15 protein-coding genes are annotated in these 17475 nt (G+C 46.6%); 14 read left to right on the top strand and 1 reads right to left on the bottom strand.

Annotated elements, in window-relative coordinates; translation table 11 throughout:
- Positions 1 to 219: 219 nt before the first annotated feature.
- Positions 220 to 1797: a stage V sporulation protein B gene (gene spoVB / locus AC1DSE_RS15245; RefSeq protein WP_477511670.1), complete on the bottom strand. Its 1578-nt coding sequence runs from the start codon at positions 1795 to 1797 to the stop codon at positions 220 to 222.
- A gap of 221 nt (positions 1798 to 2018) precedes the next feature.
- On the opposite strand from spoVB, the gene AC1DSE_RS15240 reads away from it, so the two are divergent.
- The 14 genes from AC1DSE_RS15240 to AC1DSE_RS15175 form a co-directional block, all read left to right on the top strand.
- Positions 2019 to 2258 carry a post-transcriptional regulator gene (locus AC1DSE_RS15240; RefSeq protein WP_076270832.1) on the top strand — a complete coding sequence of 80 codons (240 nt, stop codon included), beginning with the start codon at positions 2019 to 2021 and terminating at the stop codon, positions 2256 to 2258.
- 82 nt (positions 2259 to 2340) lie between these two features.
- Positions 2341 to 3573, top strand: coding sequence for a protein translocase subunit SecD (gene secD / locus AC1DSE_RS15235; protein WP_441912583.1), 1233 nt, complete (start codon positions 2341 to 2343; stop codon positions 3571 to 3573).
- Positions 3563 to 4477, top strand: a complete 915-nt coding sequence (secF, locus tag AC1DSE_RS15230) for a protein translocase subunit SecF (protein WP_339207880.1) — start codon at positions 3563 to 3565, stop codon at positions 4475 to 4477. The genes secD and secF overlap by 11 nt, the downstream gene beginning before the upstream one ends.
- A 182-nt stretch (positions 4478 to 4659) precedes the next feature.
- Positions 4660 to 5577 carry a cation diffusion facilitator family transporter gene (locus AC1DSE_RS15225; protein ID WP_477511671.1) on the top strand — a complete coding sequence of 306 codons (918 nt, stop codon included), beginning with the start codon at positions 4660 to 4662 and terminating at the stop codon, positions 5575 to 5577.
- Between the two features lie 32 nt (positions 5578 to 5609).
- Positions 5610 to 7628, top strand: coding sequence for a single-stranded-DNA-specific exonuclease RecJ (recJ, locus tag AC1DSE_RS15220; protein ID WP_477527844.1), 2019 nt, complete (start codon positions 5610 to 5612; stop codon positions 7626 to 7628).
- 22 nt (positions 7629 to 7650) lie between these two features.
- The gene (locus AC1DSE_RS15215; RefSeq protein WP_076270828.1) at positions 7651 to 8181 is read left to right on the top strand and encodes an adenine phosphoribosyltransferase; all 531 of its coding nucleotides are present in this window, start codon (positions 7651 to 7653) and stop codon (positions 8179 to 8181) included.
- A gap of 198 nt (positions 8182 to 8379) precedes the next feature.
- Positions 8380 to 10560 carry a RelA/SpoT family protein gene (locus AC1DSE_RS15210; RefSeq protein WP_076270827.1) on the top strand — a complete coding sequence of 727 codons (2181 nt, stop codon included), beginning with the start codon at positions 8380 to 8382 and terminating at the stop codon, positions 10558 to 10560.
- Between the two features lie 54 nt (positions 10561 to 10614).
- Complete coding sequence (dtd, locus tag AC1DSE_RS15205) at positions 10615 to 11058, top strand: D-aminoacyl-tRNA deacylase (RefSeq protein ID WP_477511673.1); 444 nt, start codon at positions 10615 to 10617, stop codon at positions 11056 to 11058.
- Between the two features lie 92 nt (positions 11059 to 11150).
- Positions 11151 to 11321 carry a hypothetical protein gene (locus AC1DSE_RS15200; protein WP_477511674.1) on the top strand — a complete coding sequence of 57 codons (171 nt, stop codon included), beginning with the start codon at positions 11151 to 11153 and terminating at the stop codon, positions 11319 to 11321.
- A gap of 332 nt (positions 11322 to 11653) precedes the next feature.
- A complete protein-coding gene (locus AC1DSE_RS15195) occupies positions 11654 to 11806 on the top strand; it encodes a hypothetical protein (protein ID WP_179089913.1) in 153 nt (50 codons plus the stop codon).
- Positions 11807 to 11993: 187 nt separating this feature from the next.
- A complete protein-coding gene (gene hisS, locus AC1DSE_RS15190) occupies positions 11994 to 13259 on the top strand; it encodes a histidine--tRNA ligase (protein ID WP_339207883.1) in 1266 nt (421 codons plus the stop codon).
- A gap of 28 nt (positions 13260 to 13287) precedes the next feature.
- Positions 13288 to 15108, top strand: a complete 1821-nt coding sequence (gene aspS, locus AC1DSE_RS15185; RefSeq protein ID WP_477511675.1) for an aspartate--tRNA ligase — start codon at positions 13288 to 13290, stop codon at positions 15106 to 15108.
- Between the two features lie 29 nt (positions 15109 to 15137).
- Positions 15138 to 15893: a tRNA threonylcarbamoyladenosine dehydratase gene (locus AC1DSE_RS15180; RefSeq protein ID WP_430057769.1), complete on the top strand. Its 756-nt coding sequence runs from the start codon at positions 15138 to 15140 to the stop codon at positions 15891 to 15893.
- Positions 15894 to 16210: 317 nt separating this feature from the next.
- The coding region (locus AC1DSE_RS15175) for a replication-associated recombination protein A (protein ID WP_477527845.1) at positions 16211 to 17475 on the top strand (1265 nt) is incomplete at its 3' end.

Raw genomic sequence — 17475 nt, 5'->3', positions numbered from 1 at the left:
GTATGCCTGCTATTCTCATTTCAATTGCTTTTGCCTTTATTTCCACTGGATAACTTACTCTTGTTGCCAACGTAAAAACACCTCCAAGGTTGTCTCCATATCTTACGACATGGTTGCATTTTCTTGAAGGTGTTTTGATTTGTCTCACGTTATGGGGTCAGTCCCAGGGCTTATCCCTTTCTTTACCGCGGTTTTTATCATTCGACGACCTTACCATTGTTATTTAAACCAAGCTCCGAGCAATGGTAAACGCGCCATATCATGGCGATCAATGATTTTCATTACGATCATTAAAATTAAATAAATGATTATGCTAGCTGCGCATGCAAGAAGTAAATTTACCCATTCCATGGAGAGCGGTTTATGATTCATCGTAAACCTGGCGGCAGCTCCCATAATAATCATAGCGGTGCCAACTTTTACAAAATCAAGCACTTTCATATGGAAGCCAATGAACCGCAATACGCTAATGCCGTGCAATAATGTGACGAGTACGATATTGACATTAATAGCGATTAAAGCACCGTATATTCCAAAATCAGCATTCGATGCAAGTTGAACGATGAGAAATAGCTTGACCACCGCACCAATTAATGTGTTAATTAATGCCGTTCCCGGTTTATTTAGTGCTTGGAGTGCTGCTTGCAGGGGAGCCTGCAGATAGATGAAAATGCCAACAGGAGCGATGAGCTGGAGCATCGGAGCTATTTCGGCATGGTTATAAACGATACGGCAAATCGGTTCAGCTAACAAAGCCATAATAACAACAAAAGGCGCCCCTGAAACAAGTGCAAGCCTCATCGATTGATGCAGTCGTTTGTGAATTAACGCATGATCTCCGCGAGCAGCCGCTTCGGATAAGGAGGGTACCAGTGAAACCGCAAGAGAGTAGGTTAATGCAGTTGGCAATAAAAGCAGCGGTATGATCATTCCTTGCAATGCTCCGTATTGCGCAGTGGCGATGCCTGTTGTAATTCCTGCCGCTGCTAAACTTCGGACGGTAAAGATGGATTCCAGCAAGTAGGAGAAGGAGCCGACCAATCGACTGCCTGTCACGGGAATGGATAAGCTAAGTAATTTTCGCAATACAGGAATGTTTTTGTTTGATTTTTCATTTGTCTGATTGAGAGCTTTTTGTTTGATGCGGGATTTGTCTCTGTAGTATTTCCAAAGCAGTACGGCGAGGCCCCCGATCTCTCCAAGCACGGCTCCAAGCATGGCGCCAGCCGCCGCCCATTCAAGACCATAAGGCAGGAGCATGAAAGAAAATGATAGCGATGCAACAATGCGCAGCAAGGTTTCTACGATTTGAGATACAGCGGTGGGAATCATGTTCTGTTTGCCTTGGAAGTAACCTCGATAAACCGATGATATGCCAATAATGAGCAGCATAGGAGTCATAACCATAAAGGTGCGGTATACGCGGGCATCCGGCAGCACATGCTTCGTTATCCAAGGTGCAAAAAGAAGCATGAGAGCGGTCAACAATATGCCTAGCGAAGTTACGAGGAGCATAGCTGTTCGAAAAATATACTTTACTCGTTTGGAATCACCTTGCGACTCTGCTTCAGCAATCCATTTGGCAACGGCAAGCGGAATGCCTCCTGTGATTAAGGTTATCATGACCGTTAGAAACGGATAGCTCAGCTGGTATAATCCTACACCCTCTGCCCCCATAATACGGGGGAGTGCAATGCGAGGAATGAAACCAAGCAGCCTGTTAATTAAACCTGCGGCAAGCAATATCATGGCTCCTTTTATAAAGTTTTGCTTTGTTTGATCCGATCGTTTTGTCATTATGATGAACCCTCTTCTCTATCATGGAATAACCAAATGCTGCCTTCTACTGATGTGAGTCGAAGTCTTTAGACAGGCATGTACTATCATCTTTATGCGCGGCATGTCCAGTTCCATGTCAGTGAATTTATAGATTAGCAGTGAAGCGGGCAGGAAAAAGGCAGAGGAACAGCGAATAGATGGGATACAGCTTTATGTCATAAGCTTTTGGGAGGCGCAGCATGGCAGACGAAGAATTAAATCGTATGATCGAGGAGCTATGCAACAGCAAAGCGGAGGAATTTCATCTCATTGGCTACGAACATGTAACGGGTCAAGAGGTTTGGGAATGCGTTAGCCAGAAATATAACAAGTCGGGACAGCCCGAACTACATGAATTAGTAAATGATATTTTATCTTTAAAAGTTATGAAATTTATGAATTTCATGACGATAAGCGCATACAAAGGAACCCAATTTTAAATTGACGGTTTCTTTTTTTTTGACTCGATTTTGTCCCGTCTGTATAATAGGAATATTGAGATCATAAGGGGGATTTAGACGTATGTTCGGGAAGAGAATAATTGCCTTCCTTGCGATCGTAGTCATTATGTTTGGCGTTATCGCTTGGACAAGCCCATCGCTAGTGAAAGACGTAAGGCTAGGCCTTGATTTGAAAGGCGGATTTGAGGTTTTGTACGAAGCTACGCCGCTTGAAGGTGGAGAAGCTGTAACACCGCAATCACTAAAGGAAACGGCAAAAAGCTTAGAAAAGCGGATTGACGAACTCGGTATTGTAGAGCCGGAGATTACAACTGAAGGCTCAAACCGCATTCGTTTGAGACTTGCAGGAGTTGCGAACGAGAATGAAGTAAGAGACATTCTTGCCAAACCAATTAATTTAACGTTCCGCGGACCTGACGGCAAGATCGAGCTGGACGGCAGCGATTTTAAGCAAAATGGTGCAGGTGTTGGTTATGACAACTTAAGCAAACCTTTTGTTACAATCGAACTTAAGGATGCGAAAAAATTCGAGGAAATTACGACACGGTTGATCGGTTCGTATTTAGCGATCTATCTCGATGATAAAGAGCTTTCCAGACCATCCGTAAGAGAACCGATTTCAGGTGGATCAGCTACAATTACGGGTGAATATACCGTAAATGAAGCGAGAGATATGGCCGATATGATTAATCTCGGAGCATTGCCTCTCAAGCTCACTGAGAAATATACGCAAAGCGTTGGCGCTAAACTAGGACTAGCTTCCTTGAAAGACACCGTTGAGGCGGGTGTTATCGGAACAGTCATTATTTTGATATTCCTTGTTATTTTGTTCCGTATTCCAGGCATTGTAGCTGGTATTACAGTAATTACTTATACTTGGCTCTTGATCGTAGTATTTAACTTAATGAATGCGACCCTAACACTCCCAGGAATAGCCGCCTTTGTGCTAGGTATAGGTATGGCGGTTGATGCGAATATCATCATGTATGAGCGGATTAAGGAAGAGATTCGAAGCGGGAAAAGCTTGCTTTCATCGCTTAAAGCTGGATCGAAAAACTCATTCCGTACCATTATGGATGCGAACATTACGAACATCATTTCAAGTGCAGTATTGTACTTTATCGGTAATGGAGCGATTCGTGGTTTTGCATTGACGATGATTTTCAGTATTTTGGTAAGTATGCTGACAAACATCTTCTTGTCCCGCTTTTTAATTATGCTCCTTATTAAGAGCAACCTGTTTACAAAACCAAGCTACTATGGTGTGAAGGAGGCAGAAATCCGTGAACTTTAATACAAAAATTCGTTATGATTTCATCGGGAACCGCAATAAGTTCTTTCTGTTCTCGATCACGTTAACCGTAATCGGCATCTTGTCTTTGCTTTTTTTCAGCCTTAATTTCGGTGTTGATTTCAAGGCTGGTACGAATATGGATATTTCAGTAGGCAAAGCAGTAACCCAACAGGATGCGAAAGAAATTCTTGTGAAAGCAGGAATCGAAGGCATCACGCCTACAGTTGGTGGTACAGGTGAAGAACGTGTAACGGCTCGTTTTGACGAAGTGCTTACACAAACCAAAATCACTGAAATTCAAGACTTATTTAAAGCGAAGTATGGTGATCAAGTATCGGCTGAGGTTAACGTCGTATCGCCGGACATGGCGCAGGAGCTTGGGATCAAAACGATCTGGGCAGTACTGATTGCCAGCGTAGCCATTATGATTTATGTCATGATTCGTTTTGAATGGCGCTTTGCACTAGCTGCGAACATTGCGATTTTGTATGACGCCTTTGTCGTTGTCGCGTTGTTCTCGATATTCCGTCTGGAAGTTGATCTTCCGTTTATTGCGGCGGTGTTGACAACGATCGGTTATTCTATCAATGATAAAATCGTTATTTTTGACCGGATTCGTGAAAATCTTCGGTTTGGTCAATATAAAAACCGTGAGCAGCTCGCTGAGATGGTTAACGCAAGTATCTGGCAAACAATGGCGCGTAATATCTATACTGTATTAGCAGTGCTTATCGTTGCAGTTTGTTTGTTCATCTTCGGAAGCGAGTCAATCAAGCTATTTGCCCTTGCAAAAATCATTGGTCTTACAAGCGGTGCGTACTCGTCCATTTGTATCGCGAGCCCGCTATGGCTAATGCTTAAAGGCAGACAAAAGCCAAAGGCTGTTGTTAAGAAAACAGCTTAACTATAAGCAGTTGAATGCTTACGAAGTGGTTTTGCATGCGCAAAACCTAAGTAGATGCTTACGAAGTGGTTTTGCATTCGCAAAACCTAAGTACATGCTTACGAAGTAGGTTTTGCATTCGCAAAACCTAAGTAGATGCTTACGAAGTGGTTTTGCATGCRCAAAACCTTTAGGAGGTATAAATGTCAACCACACAGCGATATGTAAAAGCAGAGTCCGCAAGCTGGGCCGGCTTATGGGGAAACATGCTGCTGGCTCTATTTAAAGGTGTAATAGGATGGTTGTCAGGAAGCAAAGCGCTGCTCGCGGATGCATTTCGAACAGCGGCTGAGGTCGCTGCAGGAGTTGTTGCCCTTTCAGGTTTGAGGGCAAGCCGGCAGCGGAAAATGGCAAACCCGGGTGCCAAAGCGGTACCAGTAGATTTAAGAGGAGAGACGGCGACAACGATATTGTTGTCAGTCGTCCTTCTCATCGTTGGGCTCGAAATCGGTATATCTGCCATTAGAGACCTTTCTGATCGTGTAACGACCGCTCCGCACTGGAGTGCGGCAGTGGCCATCGCGCTTGCTCTAATCGTTCAGCAGCTGTTTTTTTCATCGAAGGATCGAATGACAGGACTTTATTGTTCAGTCGCAGCATTAGTGGGCGCAAGCGGAGCGATTATTGGCAAAATGCTGAATGTGCCGGTGCTCTATTATTTTGATCCGGCGGCAGCGATCGTTATTGCGGTCATTGTTATCGTAAACGGCTACAGAATGGCTACAGTCTTTATGCGAAAAGATGAACATAGCAAGACTTCAGAGGAAAATCCGGATGAGCTGATGCAGCTTATTCAACGTGTTGATGGAGTCATTACTGTGCAAACCTTGCGAGCGAAAGAGCATGGTCATTATGTCATTGCAGAAATGGTTATTAGTGTAAATCCACGCATTTCTGTTCTTGAGGGTCAAGAGATTGCCAAAAGGGTAAAGCAGCTCGTCATGAAACGTTTTATACATGTCATGGATGTATCGATTTTCGTTGAGCCTTATGATCCTGGTTATCCTTATAAGTCTAATCATGATCCGAATCAGGAGCAGATGCCGACACTGCTGCAATAAGAACAGCAAACAGCAGGAGAGGAGCAAGCAGCATGATTCAAAGGAAGACAAGATGGGCTGTAGCGCCATGGTCTGCGGACGACGAAGCAAAAGCGAAGGATTTGGCAGCGAATCTTAATTTGCCGCCGCTAGTAGCGAGACTTCTCGTGCAGCGCGGCTTTGATGATACCGAAGCGGCTGAACGTTTTTTGCGAGGCGGGGTGGAGCATTTTCATGATCCCTATTTATTGCTTGGAATGGAGGCTGCCGTTGCACGAATAAAGCGAGCAGCAGCCAGCAATGAGAAAATAAGGATTTATGGCGATTACGATGCGGACGGCGTTTCAAGCACATCTTTATTGGTACATTTATTCCGATCATTAAATTATGATTTTGATTATTATATTCCTCATCGTGCTTTGGAAGGTTACGGATTAAACAAAAAAGCGATTGAGCTGGCTGCTGAAGAGGGCATCGGTTTAATTGTTACGGTTGATACGGGCATCAGCGCTGTTGAAGAAATTGATTATGCGAAGCAGCTCGGGATTGATGTCGTTGTTACTGATCATCACGAGCCGCCTGAGCAAATTCCAAATGCAGCAGCTGTTGTCAATCCGAAGCAAGAAGGCTGCACTTATCCGTTCAAAGGGCTTGCGGGCGTAGGCGTTGCATTCAAGTTGGCACATGCGTTATTAGAGCGCCCTCCGCTTGAGTGGRCCGACATTGTGAGTCTTGGAACAGTAGCAGATTTAATGCCTCTTAAAGATGAGAATCGTATTTTTGTTCGCTGTGGTTTAGAGCGATTGAAAAATCATGCAGGAGTAGGCTTCCGAGCGCTGGCAGAGGCTGGCGGCATTGAGCTGGACAGCATTACTGCGACTGGCATTGCTTTTGGAATGGCACCGCGCATCAATGCAGCTGGAAGGCTCGATCATGCGAAACGTGCAGTCGAACTGCTCACAACCGACGATTATGACAATGCGATTTTGACTGCAATCGGACTGGACAGTTTGAACAAAGAACGGCAGCGCGTAGTGGAGAGTATCGTGAAGGAAGCCGAGCTGCAGTGGCAGACCAAATGCGACGATGCTGCAGCCGCGAATGCATCACCTCCGCCAGTTATTGTGCTCTCAGGTGAAGGCTGGAACGTTGGTGTCATCGGTATCGTTGCCTCCAAACTGCTTGAACGCAATTATAAGCCTGTTATTATACTTGGGATAGATGAGCAGACAGGGATGTGTAAAGGCTCTGCGCGCTCCATAGAAGGCTTCGACCTGCATGCAGCCCTTACAGCTTGCGACGAGCTGCTCGATCATTACGGAGGACACCAGGCCGCTGCTGGAATGAGTCTTCATCGCGATCGACTATCTGAATTTGAACAGAAACTTGGCGAGCTGGCTGCTGAATGGCTGAGCGCTGACGATTGGATTCCCAAAACGTCTGTTGATCTTGTATGCTCGGTTAGCGAAGCCACTCTCGATACGATTACCGAGCTTTCACAGCTTGAGCCGTTCGGGATGGGAAATCCATCGCCAAGATTGCTGTTTCAGAAAACGGAGCTTGCAGATCGTCGTACGATAGGCAAGGAGTCAAGACACTTAAAGCTATCTCTAGGAAGCGGCCGTCGTCTATTAGACGGTATCGGCTTCAGTATGGGAATGCTAGCAGAAGGATTAAAGCCGGGCAGCAAAATAGATGTTGTCGGGGAATTATCTGTTAATGAGTGGAATGGGCAGCGCAAACCTCAGCTTCAACTGCATGATGTGCATTTTGATCCTGCTGCTGTCGAATTTCCAGAGCGCGAGCAATTCGGCAAAGTGTATCAACTGTTGAAACAGCTGGGGCAAGTTCCGCTTCAAGGATTAAATGCTCGCTTATCGAAGCAAAGTGGTTTATCCTTAGAGACGGTTGAGCTTATGCTGGCAGTATTCGAGGAGCTGCAATTTATTAACCGAGACAATGGTTTGATGCAGGCAGCAGCCTCACCTCAGAAACGTGATTTAGCTACTTCTGAACGTTATAGAGAAGCAAAAGCACAATTTGAAGCAACACAAATTATAATGAATAGTTAGAAATGGAAAGGGTTGACCTCAAGTGTCCAACACACAATACAACTTCAAAGATTACATCCGGGTAATTCCAGATTTCCCGCAACCAGGTATCCGTTTCAAAGATATTACGACGCTTCTGAAAGACGGAGGAGCATATCGTGCTGCGATTGAAGAGATGCGAGTTGCTGTTCAGGATATGAAAATTGACGTCATTGCAGGACCAGAAGCTCGCGGCTTCGTAGTAGGCGCACCGCTGGCGATTGCGCTAGGCGTAGGTTTTGCTCCGATTCGCAAAAGCGGCAAGCTGCCGGGCGAGACGATTACAGCAAGCTACGACTTGGAGTATGGACAGGATAAACTGGCTATGCACAAGGATGCAATCACACCGGGCCAACGCGTACTCATTGCTGACGATCTGCTTGCAACAGGCGGAACGATCGCAACATCGATCAATTTGATTGAGCAGCTTGGCGGTGAAGTAGTAGGTGCAGCTTTTCTAATTGAGCTTGCATACTTAACTGGCCGTGAGAAGCTTAAAGGAATCGACGTATTCTCACTAATGACTTACTCATAATTCAAGCAGCAAGATTGCTCTATAAAATGACCGCCTATCCCCCTTATTCGCAATTTGCGAGAAGGCCAGGCGGTTTTATTTTATTGCTGGAGGTCTCTGGTAGTTGACGCGGTACTGTGATTACAGGCATAATATTATAAAAACTCGGAAAACGCATGAATGGGATCCGCCAGGAGTGTAATCAGAAAGGGACGTTTCATGGGCATTGAGCATTTACTCGAGAAGGCATCCGCCTATATGAAAGAGCAGGACCTTATACGCATCCAGGAAGCCTATGACTTTGCGGAGCAAGCCCATCACGGACAAGTACGGAAATCGGGAGAGCCATATATTCTGCACCCCGTAGCGGTGGCGGATATTCTTGTTGATATGCAAATGGACGTGCTGTCCATTATCGCAGCATTGCTCCATGATGTCGTTGAGGATACAACTGTTGATTTGCAGACGGTGCGTGCGAAATTTGGCGAAACTTGTGCGATGCTGGTAGACGGTCTAACGAAGCTCGAAAAAATTCAATTTCGTTCTAAAGAAGAGCAGCAAAACGAAAACTATCGTAAAATGTTTGTCGCCATGGCTCAGGACATTCGCGTCATTTTGATAAAATTGGCTGACCGGCTTCATAACATGCGCACGCTGAAGTTCCAATCGGAAGAAGCACAGCGTCGTATCGCTTATGAAACGTTGGAAATATTTTGTCCGATTGCTCATCGCCTCGGTATTTCAGCTATCAAATGGGAAATGGAAGATATTGCTCTTCGTTATTTGAACCCGCAGCAATATTACCGTATCGCCAATCTGATGAAGAAGAAGCGTGCGGAACGCGAGCAGTTTATTGACGATGTCATCTCCCGGATTACCGAGAAGCTCGAAGAAATGGGTATTGAAGGTGATATTTCTGGTCGCCCTAAGCATTTGTACAGCATTTACAAAAAAATGACCGATCGCAACAAGCAGTTTACGGAGATTTATGATCTGCTTGCTATTCGTATAATCGTTGATAATATTAAGGACTGCTATGCTACGCTCGGAATTATTCATACGCTCTGGAAACCGATGCCTGGTCGCTTTAAGGACTATATCGCGATGCCGAAGGCGAATATGTATCAATCGCTGCATACGACCGTTATAGGGCCAAATGGAGAGCCTACAGAGGTACAGATTCGTACTTGGGAAATGCATCGCACCTCAGAATACGGAATTGCGGCACATTGGGCTTACAAAGAGGGTTCGCTTGTACCAGGCGGCAACTTTGAAGATAAAATGTCATGGTTCCGAGAAATCTTAGAGCTTCAGCATGAAGCGCGCGATGCGTCGGAGTTTATGGAGTCGCTAAAAATGGACTTCTTTGCCGATCTCGTATTTGTATTTACGCCTAGCGGTGAAGTCATTGAACTGCCAGCTGGTTCTGTACCGCTTGATTTCGCCTACCGGATTCATACGGAAGTGGGCAATCGAACGATTGGCGCGAAGCTGAACGGTCGAATTGTGCCGCTTGACCATAAGCTCAAAACCGGGGATATTGTTGAAATATTAACGTCGAAACATTCTTATGGACCAAGTCAGGATTGGGTGAAAATTGCGCAGTCCTCACACGCTAGAAGCAAAATTCGGCAATGGTTCAAGAAAGAGCGTCGCGAAGAAAATGTAGCAAAAGGCAAGGATCTGCTTGAGCGTGAGCTGAAGCGTTTAGGACTTGAGCCTTCCGCATGGCTGCAGGAAGATAAGCTGCAGGAGGCTGCCGCGAAGTTCGCATTTAACGATATTGAGGATATGATGTCCGCAATCGGCTTTGGCGGAATTACGGCTGCACAAATTTGCACGAAGCTTACCGAGAAGATGCGCAGAGAGGCCGAACTGGCAAGCCAGATTGAGCTTACAAGCGAAATCAAGGAAATAAAATCGCCGGGCAATCGCAAATCACGTCCGAATCAAGGCGTGACTGTGAAGGGCATCGACAATTTGCTCGTTCGTTTTGCACGCTGCTGCAACCCTGTACCGGGAGACGCGATTATCGGGTACATTACCCGAGGGCGCGGCGTTTCAGTCCACCGAATGGATTGTTTGAACATTCCTTTCGGCGATCAGGGCGAAGAGGGCGAACGCGTAATAGAGGTAGAGTGGGAAGATAATATTGATGCCAATTACAGCGTCGATATCGAAATAACCGGACACGATCGCAGAGGCCTTCTGAATGAAGTGCTGCAGGCGGTATCCGAAAGCAAGACGAACATTTCAGCTGTAACCGGACGTTCTGTAAAAAACAAAATGTCGCATATTCATATGACGGTGCTTATCCGCAATGTCGAGCACCTTACTTCGGTTGTTGAGAAAATCAAACGAGTGCAGGATATTTATTCTGTTCAACGGATTATGCAATAAACGTTTTGCTCTTGCGGCATCGAGATCAAAACGAATATCGGAGGTTTTTGAGCAGTGAAGGTTGTCGTACAACGCAGTAAACAAGCAAAGGTAGTCATTGAGGGTGAAATAGTAGGTTCAATTGACTCGGGGCTTGTGCTTCTTGTAGGCATGACGCATGAGGACACAGAAGCGGATGTCAAATGGATGGCTGATAAGGTAGCTAACCTGCGTATTTTTGAGGATGAGTCAGGCAAAATGAATCATTCTATTTCAGATGTTGGCGGGCAGCTGCTTTCGGTCTCTCAGTTTACACTGTATGGAGACTGCCGGAAAGGCAGACGCCCTAACTTCATGGCAGCCGCCAGACCCGAGCAAGCAGAGCAGCTGTATGATTTGTTTAATGAGACGCTTCGTTCCACCGGATTGGTCGTGGAAACGGGGCGTTTTGGTGCGATGATGGACGTGGAGCTCGTGAATTCCGGGCCTATAACGTTAATTTTGGATAGCCGTATTTAACTAAGGCAACGCGGGAAACAATATAGTGTAGGCTGTGCACGCATCATTAGAAGCTTGTACAAGCAGTATGCCATATTGGAGGTAAACCGCGAATGCACCAATCACGCAAGGAACAAGGGATGGAACGATCATCTCGCAGACTGCTTCATTCCGATCGCAGAGAAGCTAAAATTTTTGCAGAGCTTGAGGAAGATATGGAAGCAGCGGAGGAGTGGGCGGGTTTCCCGCAGCACCCGCGCCGCGAAAATTCGGGTCAACTATAGCATAAGCATACCGCCGCCCAAGCCGAGAGCTGGGGCGGTTATCTTTTGAAATAAACAAATGGAGAAAATAGCATCTACACAAAGTATCCATTAAAACGCTTTCGAAATTGTAATATTACTGTAATCAATCTCTAACTTTTTTTTAATATCATTGACCTATAATAGTACTCGACCCCCTTTTTAAAATATATTTTACTTTTGGACCTACAAATACGTTTTGTAGGTTTTTTTCTGCCTATTTTAAACAGTATGGCGTTGCTTGGGCAGTTCGATCTTGACTTTAATCTTAGTCAGAGGTAAAATTAGTCCTCAGTATAGATATGGATTCGTTGATGGGACAAAGTAATTCTACGCCTTATATTCAGAGAGGGACGTCACTTGGCTGCAAGCGTCCTTATATTGGCAGAATGAACAGACTTCCCGGAGAACAGACGGTGAACGGCAGATGGCAGCAAGCAATTAGGCTTGCAGCTAATGCACAGTAGCTGGACTGCGGATGACGGACGTTAACCGTCTTTGAGCGAGCCGAACGCATAGGATGCAGGCTCGAAATGTGGGTGGTACCACGGGAGATTCACTCTCGTCCCTTATGGCGCAAGCTATTAGGAACGGGAGTTTTTTGCGTTTTCCGAAATTTAACCCGTTTATTATGAGGGCAGGAGGGGTTATTCAATGGCATTTCAGAAAATGCCGGGCACACAGGATATTTTGCCTGGCGCGGTAGAGAGATGGCAGTATGTGGAGCAGAAGGCTCGGGATATTTGTCAGCGTTATAATTTCCGAGAAATTCGTACGCCGATATTTGAATCCACTGAGCTGTTTCAACGGGGCGTCGGTGAAACGACCGACATCGTTGAGAAAGAAATGTATACCTTCACAGACCGCGGCAATCGCAGTCTGACGCTTCGTCCGGAAGGAACTGCAGGCGTAGTAAGGTCTTACGTAGAGAACAAGCTGTACGGCGAGCCAGACGTGTCTAAATTGTATTATATCGGTCCGATGTTCCGTTATGAGCGCCCGCAGGCAGGCCGTTATCGCCAGCTGCATCAATTTGGCGTTGAGGCTATCGGTTCGGTTGATCCAGCTATAGATGCAGAAGTCATTGCACTTGGCTATACCTTTTATACAGAGGTGGGTCTAAAAGGTGTACGCGTAGAAATTAATTCCGTCGGCACACCGGCTGTACGTGCGGTGTTCCGCGAGCGTCTGCTTGCTTTCTTAGAGCCTAAGCGTGAGCTGCTCTGCAAGGATTGCCAATCACGGATGGATCGCAATCCGCTGCGCGTGCTTGATTGCAAGGTCGATCAAGAGCATTTTACGGATGCGCCGTCAATTTTGGACAGCCTGGACGAGGAATGCCAAATTCACTTTGATAAAGTAAAAATGTATTTGAGCGACATGGGCATTCCTTATGAAATCAATCATCGCCTCGTTCGCGGACTCGACTACTATACCCATACGGCCTTCGAATACAAGGCAGAGGGTATCGGTACGATCGATACTGTCGGCGGCGGCGGTCGCTATAACGGCCTAGTATCAGAAATCGGCGGTCCTGACCAGCCGGGAGTCGGTCTTGGCTTAGGTCTTGAAAGAACGATTTTGCTGCTTCAGCATCAAGAAACAGAATTACCGGTTTTTAATCAAATCGATGTGTATGTGGTTGCGCTTGGCGAAGCTGCAGAGCGTGAGGTAACTAAGCTCGTTTACCAGCTAAGACAGCAAGGCATACGTGCAGAGCGCGATTATCTTGGTCGTAAAATGAAGGCGCAAATGAAGTCGGCAGACCGTCTTCAAGCCCGTTTTACCGCTATACTAGGCGACGATGAGCTTGAGCGCGGCGAGATTTCCTTGAAAGACATGACAAAAGGCGAACAGCGTGTTGTTGCACTGGATAAGCTCGCTGAAGAAATTAATAGTTCGTTTGCTACACAAAAATAAATCTAACTAAACGAGGAGAATGAACACAATGTTGTTAAAAACACATCACTGCGGCCGCTTAACGAAAGCGGACGTTGGTCAATCAGTTATTCTAAACGGCTGGGTACAACGTCGCCGCGATCTTGGCGGTGTCCTATTTATCGATCTTCGTGACCGTTCTGGTATTGTACAAACGGTATTCAACCCAGATTTCTCTGGTGACGCACTAGCGATCGCTGACCGTGCTCGTAATGAGTTCGTCCTTGCCATTCAAGGAACAGTAGTGGAGCGCGATGCTGAAACTTACAACGCTAACCTTGCTACCGGTGAAATTGAAGTTCGTGTTACAAAAATTGAAGTGTTGAACGCTGCCAAAACGCCTCCATTCCCAATTGAGGATGGCGTAGAAGTAGACGAGTCGCTTCGCTTGAAATATCGTTACCTTGACCTGCGTCGTCCAGAAATGCAAAAAACGTTGTTGCTTCGTTCGAAAGCAGCAAAGGTTTTCCGCGATTTCCTAGACGGAGAAGGCTTTATCGACGTAGAAACACCAATTTTAACGAAGAGCACGCCTGAAGGCGCGCGTGATTACTTGGTGCCAAGCCGTGTGCATGAAGGTGAGTTTTTTGCATTGCCGCAATCGCCGCAAATCTTTAAGCAGCTTCTAATGGTTGGCGGTATTGAACGCTACTACCAAATCGCTCGCTGCTTCCGCGATGAGGATCTTCGTGCAGACCGTCAACCGGAATTCACGCAAGTCGACATCGAGACTTCTTTCCTTTCGCAAGATCAATTGCTTGCTATGATGGAAGAGCTGACAGCTAAGCTTCTGAAAGAAACAGTTGGCGTAGAGCTTGAGCTTCCGTTCCAACGTATCACTTATGCAGATGCAATGAACAAATACGGCTCCGACAAACCGGACCTTCGTTTTGACCTAGAAATTAAAGATATTACCGATATCGTTTCAACTAGCGATGTAAAAGTATTCGCAAGCGTTGCAGCAGGCGGCGGCGTTGTTAAAGCGTTGAACGCTAAGGGCTGTGCAAGCTGGAGCCGCAAAGAACTTGATGACTTGCAGCCGTTCGCTGCTCGTTACGGCGGTAAAGGGCTAGCTTGGATCACAGTGAAGGATGGCGAATGGCGCGGGCCGATCGTTAAATTCCTTAAACCGGAAGAAATTGCGGCTCTTACAGAGCGTCTACAAGTGGAAGACGGAGATTTGCTGACTTTCTCTGCTGATAAGAAAAAAGTGGTTTGCGATGTACTTGGCAACCTGCGTTCTAAGCTTGGTAAAGATCTAGGCTTGATCGACGAATCGAAATTCAAGTTTGCTTGGGTTGTAGACTTCCCATTGCTTGGATGGGATGAGGATGCGAAGCGTTATGTTGCAGAACACCATCCGTTCACGCGTCCGAATGAAGACGACCTTCATTTCTTCGATACGGATCCAGGTCAAATTCGCGCACAAGCATACGATCTAGTTCTGAACGGCTATGAAGTAGGCGGCGGCTCCATGCGTATCTACAAGCGTGAAGTACAAGAGCAAATGTTCAAAGCGCTTGGCTTTAACGCGGAAGAAGCACAAGAGAAATTCGGCTTCTTGCTGGATGCATTTGAATATGGAACGCCTCCACACGGCGGTATTGCCTTTGGTTTCGACCGTCTGGTGATGCTGCTTACAGGCCGCACGAATTTGCGTGAGACGATTGCATTCCCAAAAACGGCAAGTGCAACAGATCTTCTCTGCGATGCGCCGTCCGAGGTCGAGCTTTCGCAGCTTGAGCAATTGCATATCCGTACAGTTCTTAAACCGAAGCAACCAGTTGCAGCGGCAGCAGCAACTGCAGCAACAGAAACTAGCGAAAAATAAGCAATCAATACGAAGGAGGCGGCGGCCGGATGCTTCACCAATTTTCACGAACAGAGCTGGCTATTGGGCCAGAGGGGCTAGCGCTAATGAAGGGGAGCACGGTTGCCGTGCTCGGCATCGGAGGCGTTGGCGGCATTGCAGCTGAGGCGCTTGCACGCACCGGAGTTGGACGTATTATACTCGTTGACAAGGACGTTGTAGATATTACGAACGTTAATCGTCAGATTCATGCGCTCACAACGACAGTGGGGCAAGTAAAATCAGAGCTTATGCGTGACCGGATTAAACTCATTAATCCCGAATGTGATGTCATTGCGCTACGCATGTTTTATACGGAAGAAACGTTTGAACAGTTTTTCGAGTATCCGCTTGATTATGTTGTTGATGCGTCCGATACGATTTCGTATAAGATTCATTTGATCAAGCAATGTCTCGAAAGAAAAATTCCGATTATTTCTAGTATGGGCGCAGCGAACAAGATGGACCCGACGAAATTTCAGGTTGTCGATATTTCGCAGACGCATACCGATCCTTTAGCAAGGGTTATCCGTACTAAACTTCGTAAGGAAGGCATTAAACGCGGCGTTAAGGTAGTATTCTCAACGGAGCTGCCAATGAAGCCGCGTGAGGATGTTACGAAAAAAATCGTTCCCGAGAATGCGCCTGACATTCGCAAAGCGAAGCAGCCTCCGGCCAGCAATGCATTCGTTCCGCCGGTAGCGGGTCTGATCATGGTTAGTGTCGTCGTGAAGGATTTGCTTGCTGCTGGCGGCATTGAGGTGTAAACGATAACTGTCGGTAAGCTGGTGAGAGGCCATAGATCTCCACTCGACAAATAAGAAGCAAAACAATAGCCGATTTGAAAAAAAGCGTCTTCAGCTTTTTTACAAATCGGCTATTTTATATGATGCTAGCATAAAAAGGAATGAACTTGCTTCCAATTTGTCTGAAATACAAAATAAATCGATTCATCATAGCAGCAGAAAGGGCAGCGAAGCCGTTGACGCTTCGGCGATTAGCATACAAGCACATCATTTCTGGCGAACAAATGTGCTTGTATGCTATGATCGGAGTAACAGATGGCAGAAGGTTGGGGAGCAGAATGGATTTATTTTCATATCAAGAGGAAGAAGCGCCTCGCGCCAGGCTGCTTGCAGATCGCATGCGGCCGCAAACATTAGACGAATATATCGGGCAAGAGCATATAGTAGGAACGGGTAAGCTGCTGCGGCGGGCTATTGAAGGCGATCAAGTGTCGTCAATTTTGTTGTATGGTCCGCCGGGCTGCGGTAAAACGACGCTTGCACATATTATATCTTTGCGGACAGCAGGCGAGTTCGTGAAGCTTAACGCGGTAGATGCGTCGGTAAAGGATGTACGTGAAGTTATCGAGCAGGCTCGTACCAACAAAGCGATGTACGGCAAGAAGACGACGCTTTTTCTAGATGAGGTGCATCGCTTTAATACAGCTAGGCAGGATGCGCTGCTTCCTGCTGTCGAGCAGGGCATTATTATTTTTATAGGGGCGACAACAGAAAATCCATTTCATCATGTGAATGGGGCTCTATTGTCACGTTCAACCTTGTTTCAACTCGAAGCGCTTGGCGAGGAGCACGCCTATGAGGCGATGATAAGAGCACTAGCCGATCGTGAGCGGGGTTTAGGCTTTATGGATTTGCAAGTAGATGAGGATGCGCTGCGGCATATCGCTGCAATGGCTGGCGGAGACATCCGCAGGGCGCTTAATGCGCTTGAGCTGGCTGCGGTGACAACGCCGTCTGAGATGGATGGTTCTGTCCGGTTGACGCTTGAGGTGGCTCAAGAGTCCATAAGGAAGCCGTCCATTCGCGCAGACCTATCTACACAATATGATGTGCTGTCGGCGTTTCACAAAAGTGTAAGAGGTTCAAGCGACGCAGCGTTATTTTGGTTTTTATATGCTGTGGAGAAGCTGGGCATGGACCCGATGACGTTTATCCGCAGGCTGATTGTGGCATGCAGCGAAGATATTGGACTTGCTAATCCACAAGCAATGATTCAAGCGGTTACAGCGATGGATGCCTATCATAAGATAGGCTGGCCTGAAGCGAAATATAACATCTCACAAGCGATTCTGTTCGCGGTAGAGAGTCCTAAGTCGAATGCTACTGCCATTGCAATCGGCAATGCAGAGGCGGCAATCGAGCGAGCAGGCGGTGCAGAGGTACCGCTGCATTTGCGCGACACCCACTACAAAGGGGCGCAGCAGCTTGGCCACGAGGGGTATCAATATCCGCATGATTTCCCGAACCATTATGTAAAGCAGCAATATTTGCCGAATACGCTTGGGGGAATGACCTTTTATAAGGCTACCGAGCAAGGGATGGA

The sequence above is a fragment of the Paenibacillus sp. 01L418 genome (assembly GCF_056400045.1).
Note: the sequence above shows the minus strand (reverse complement) of the source record. Positions and strands in the feature narration are given on the sequence as shown.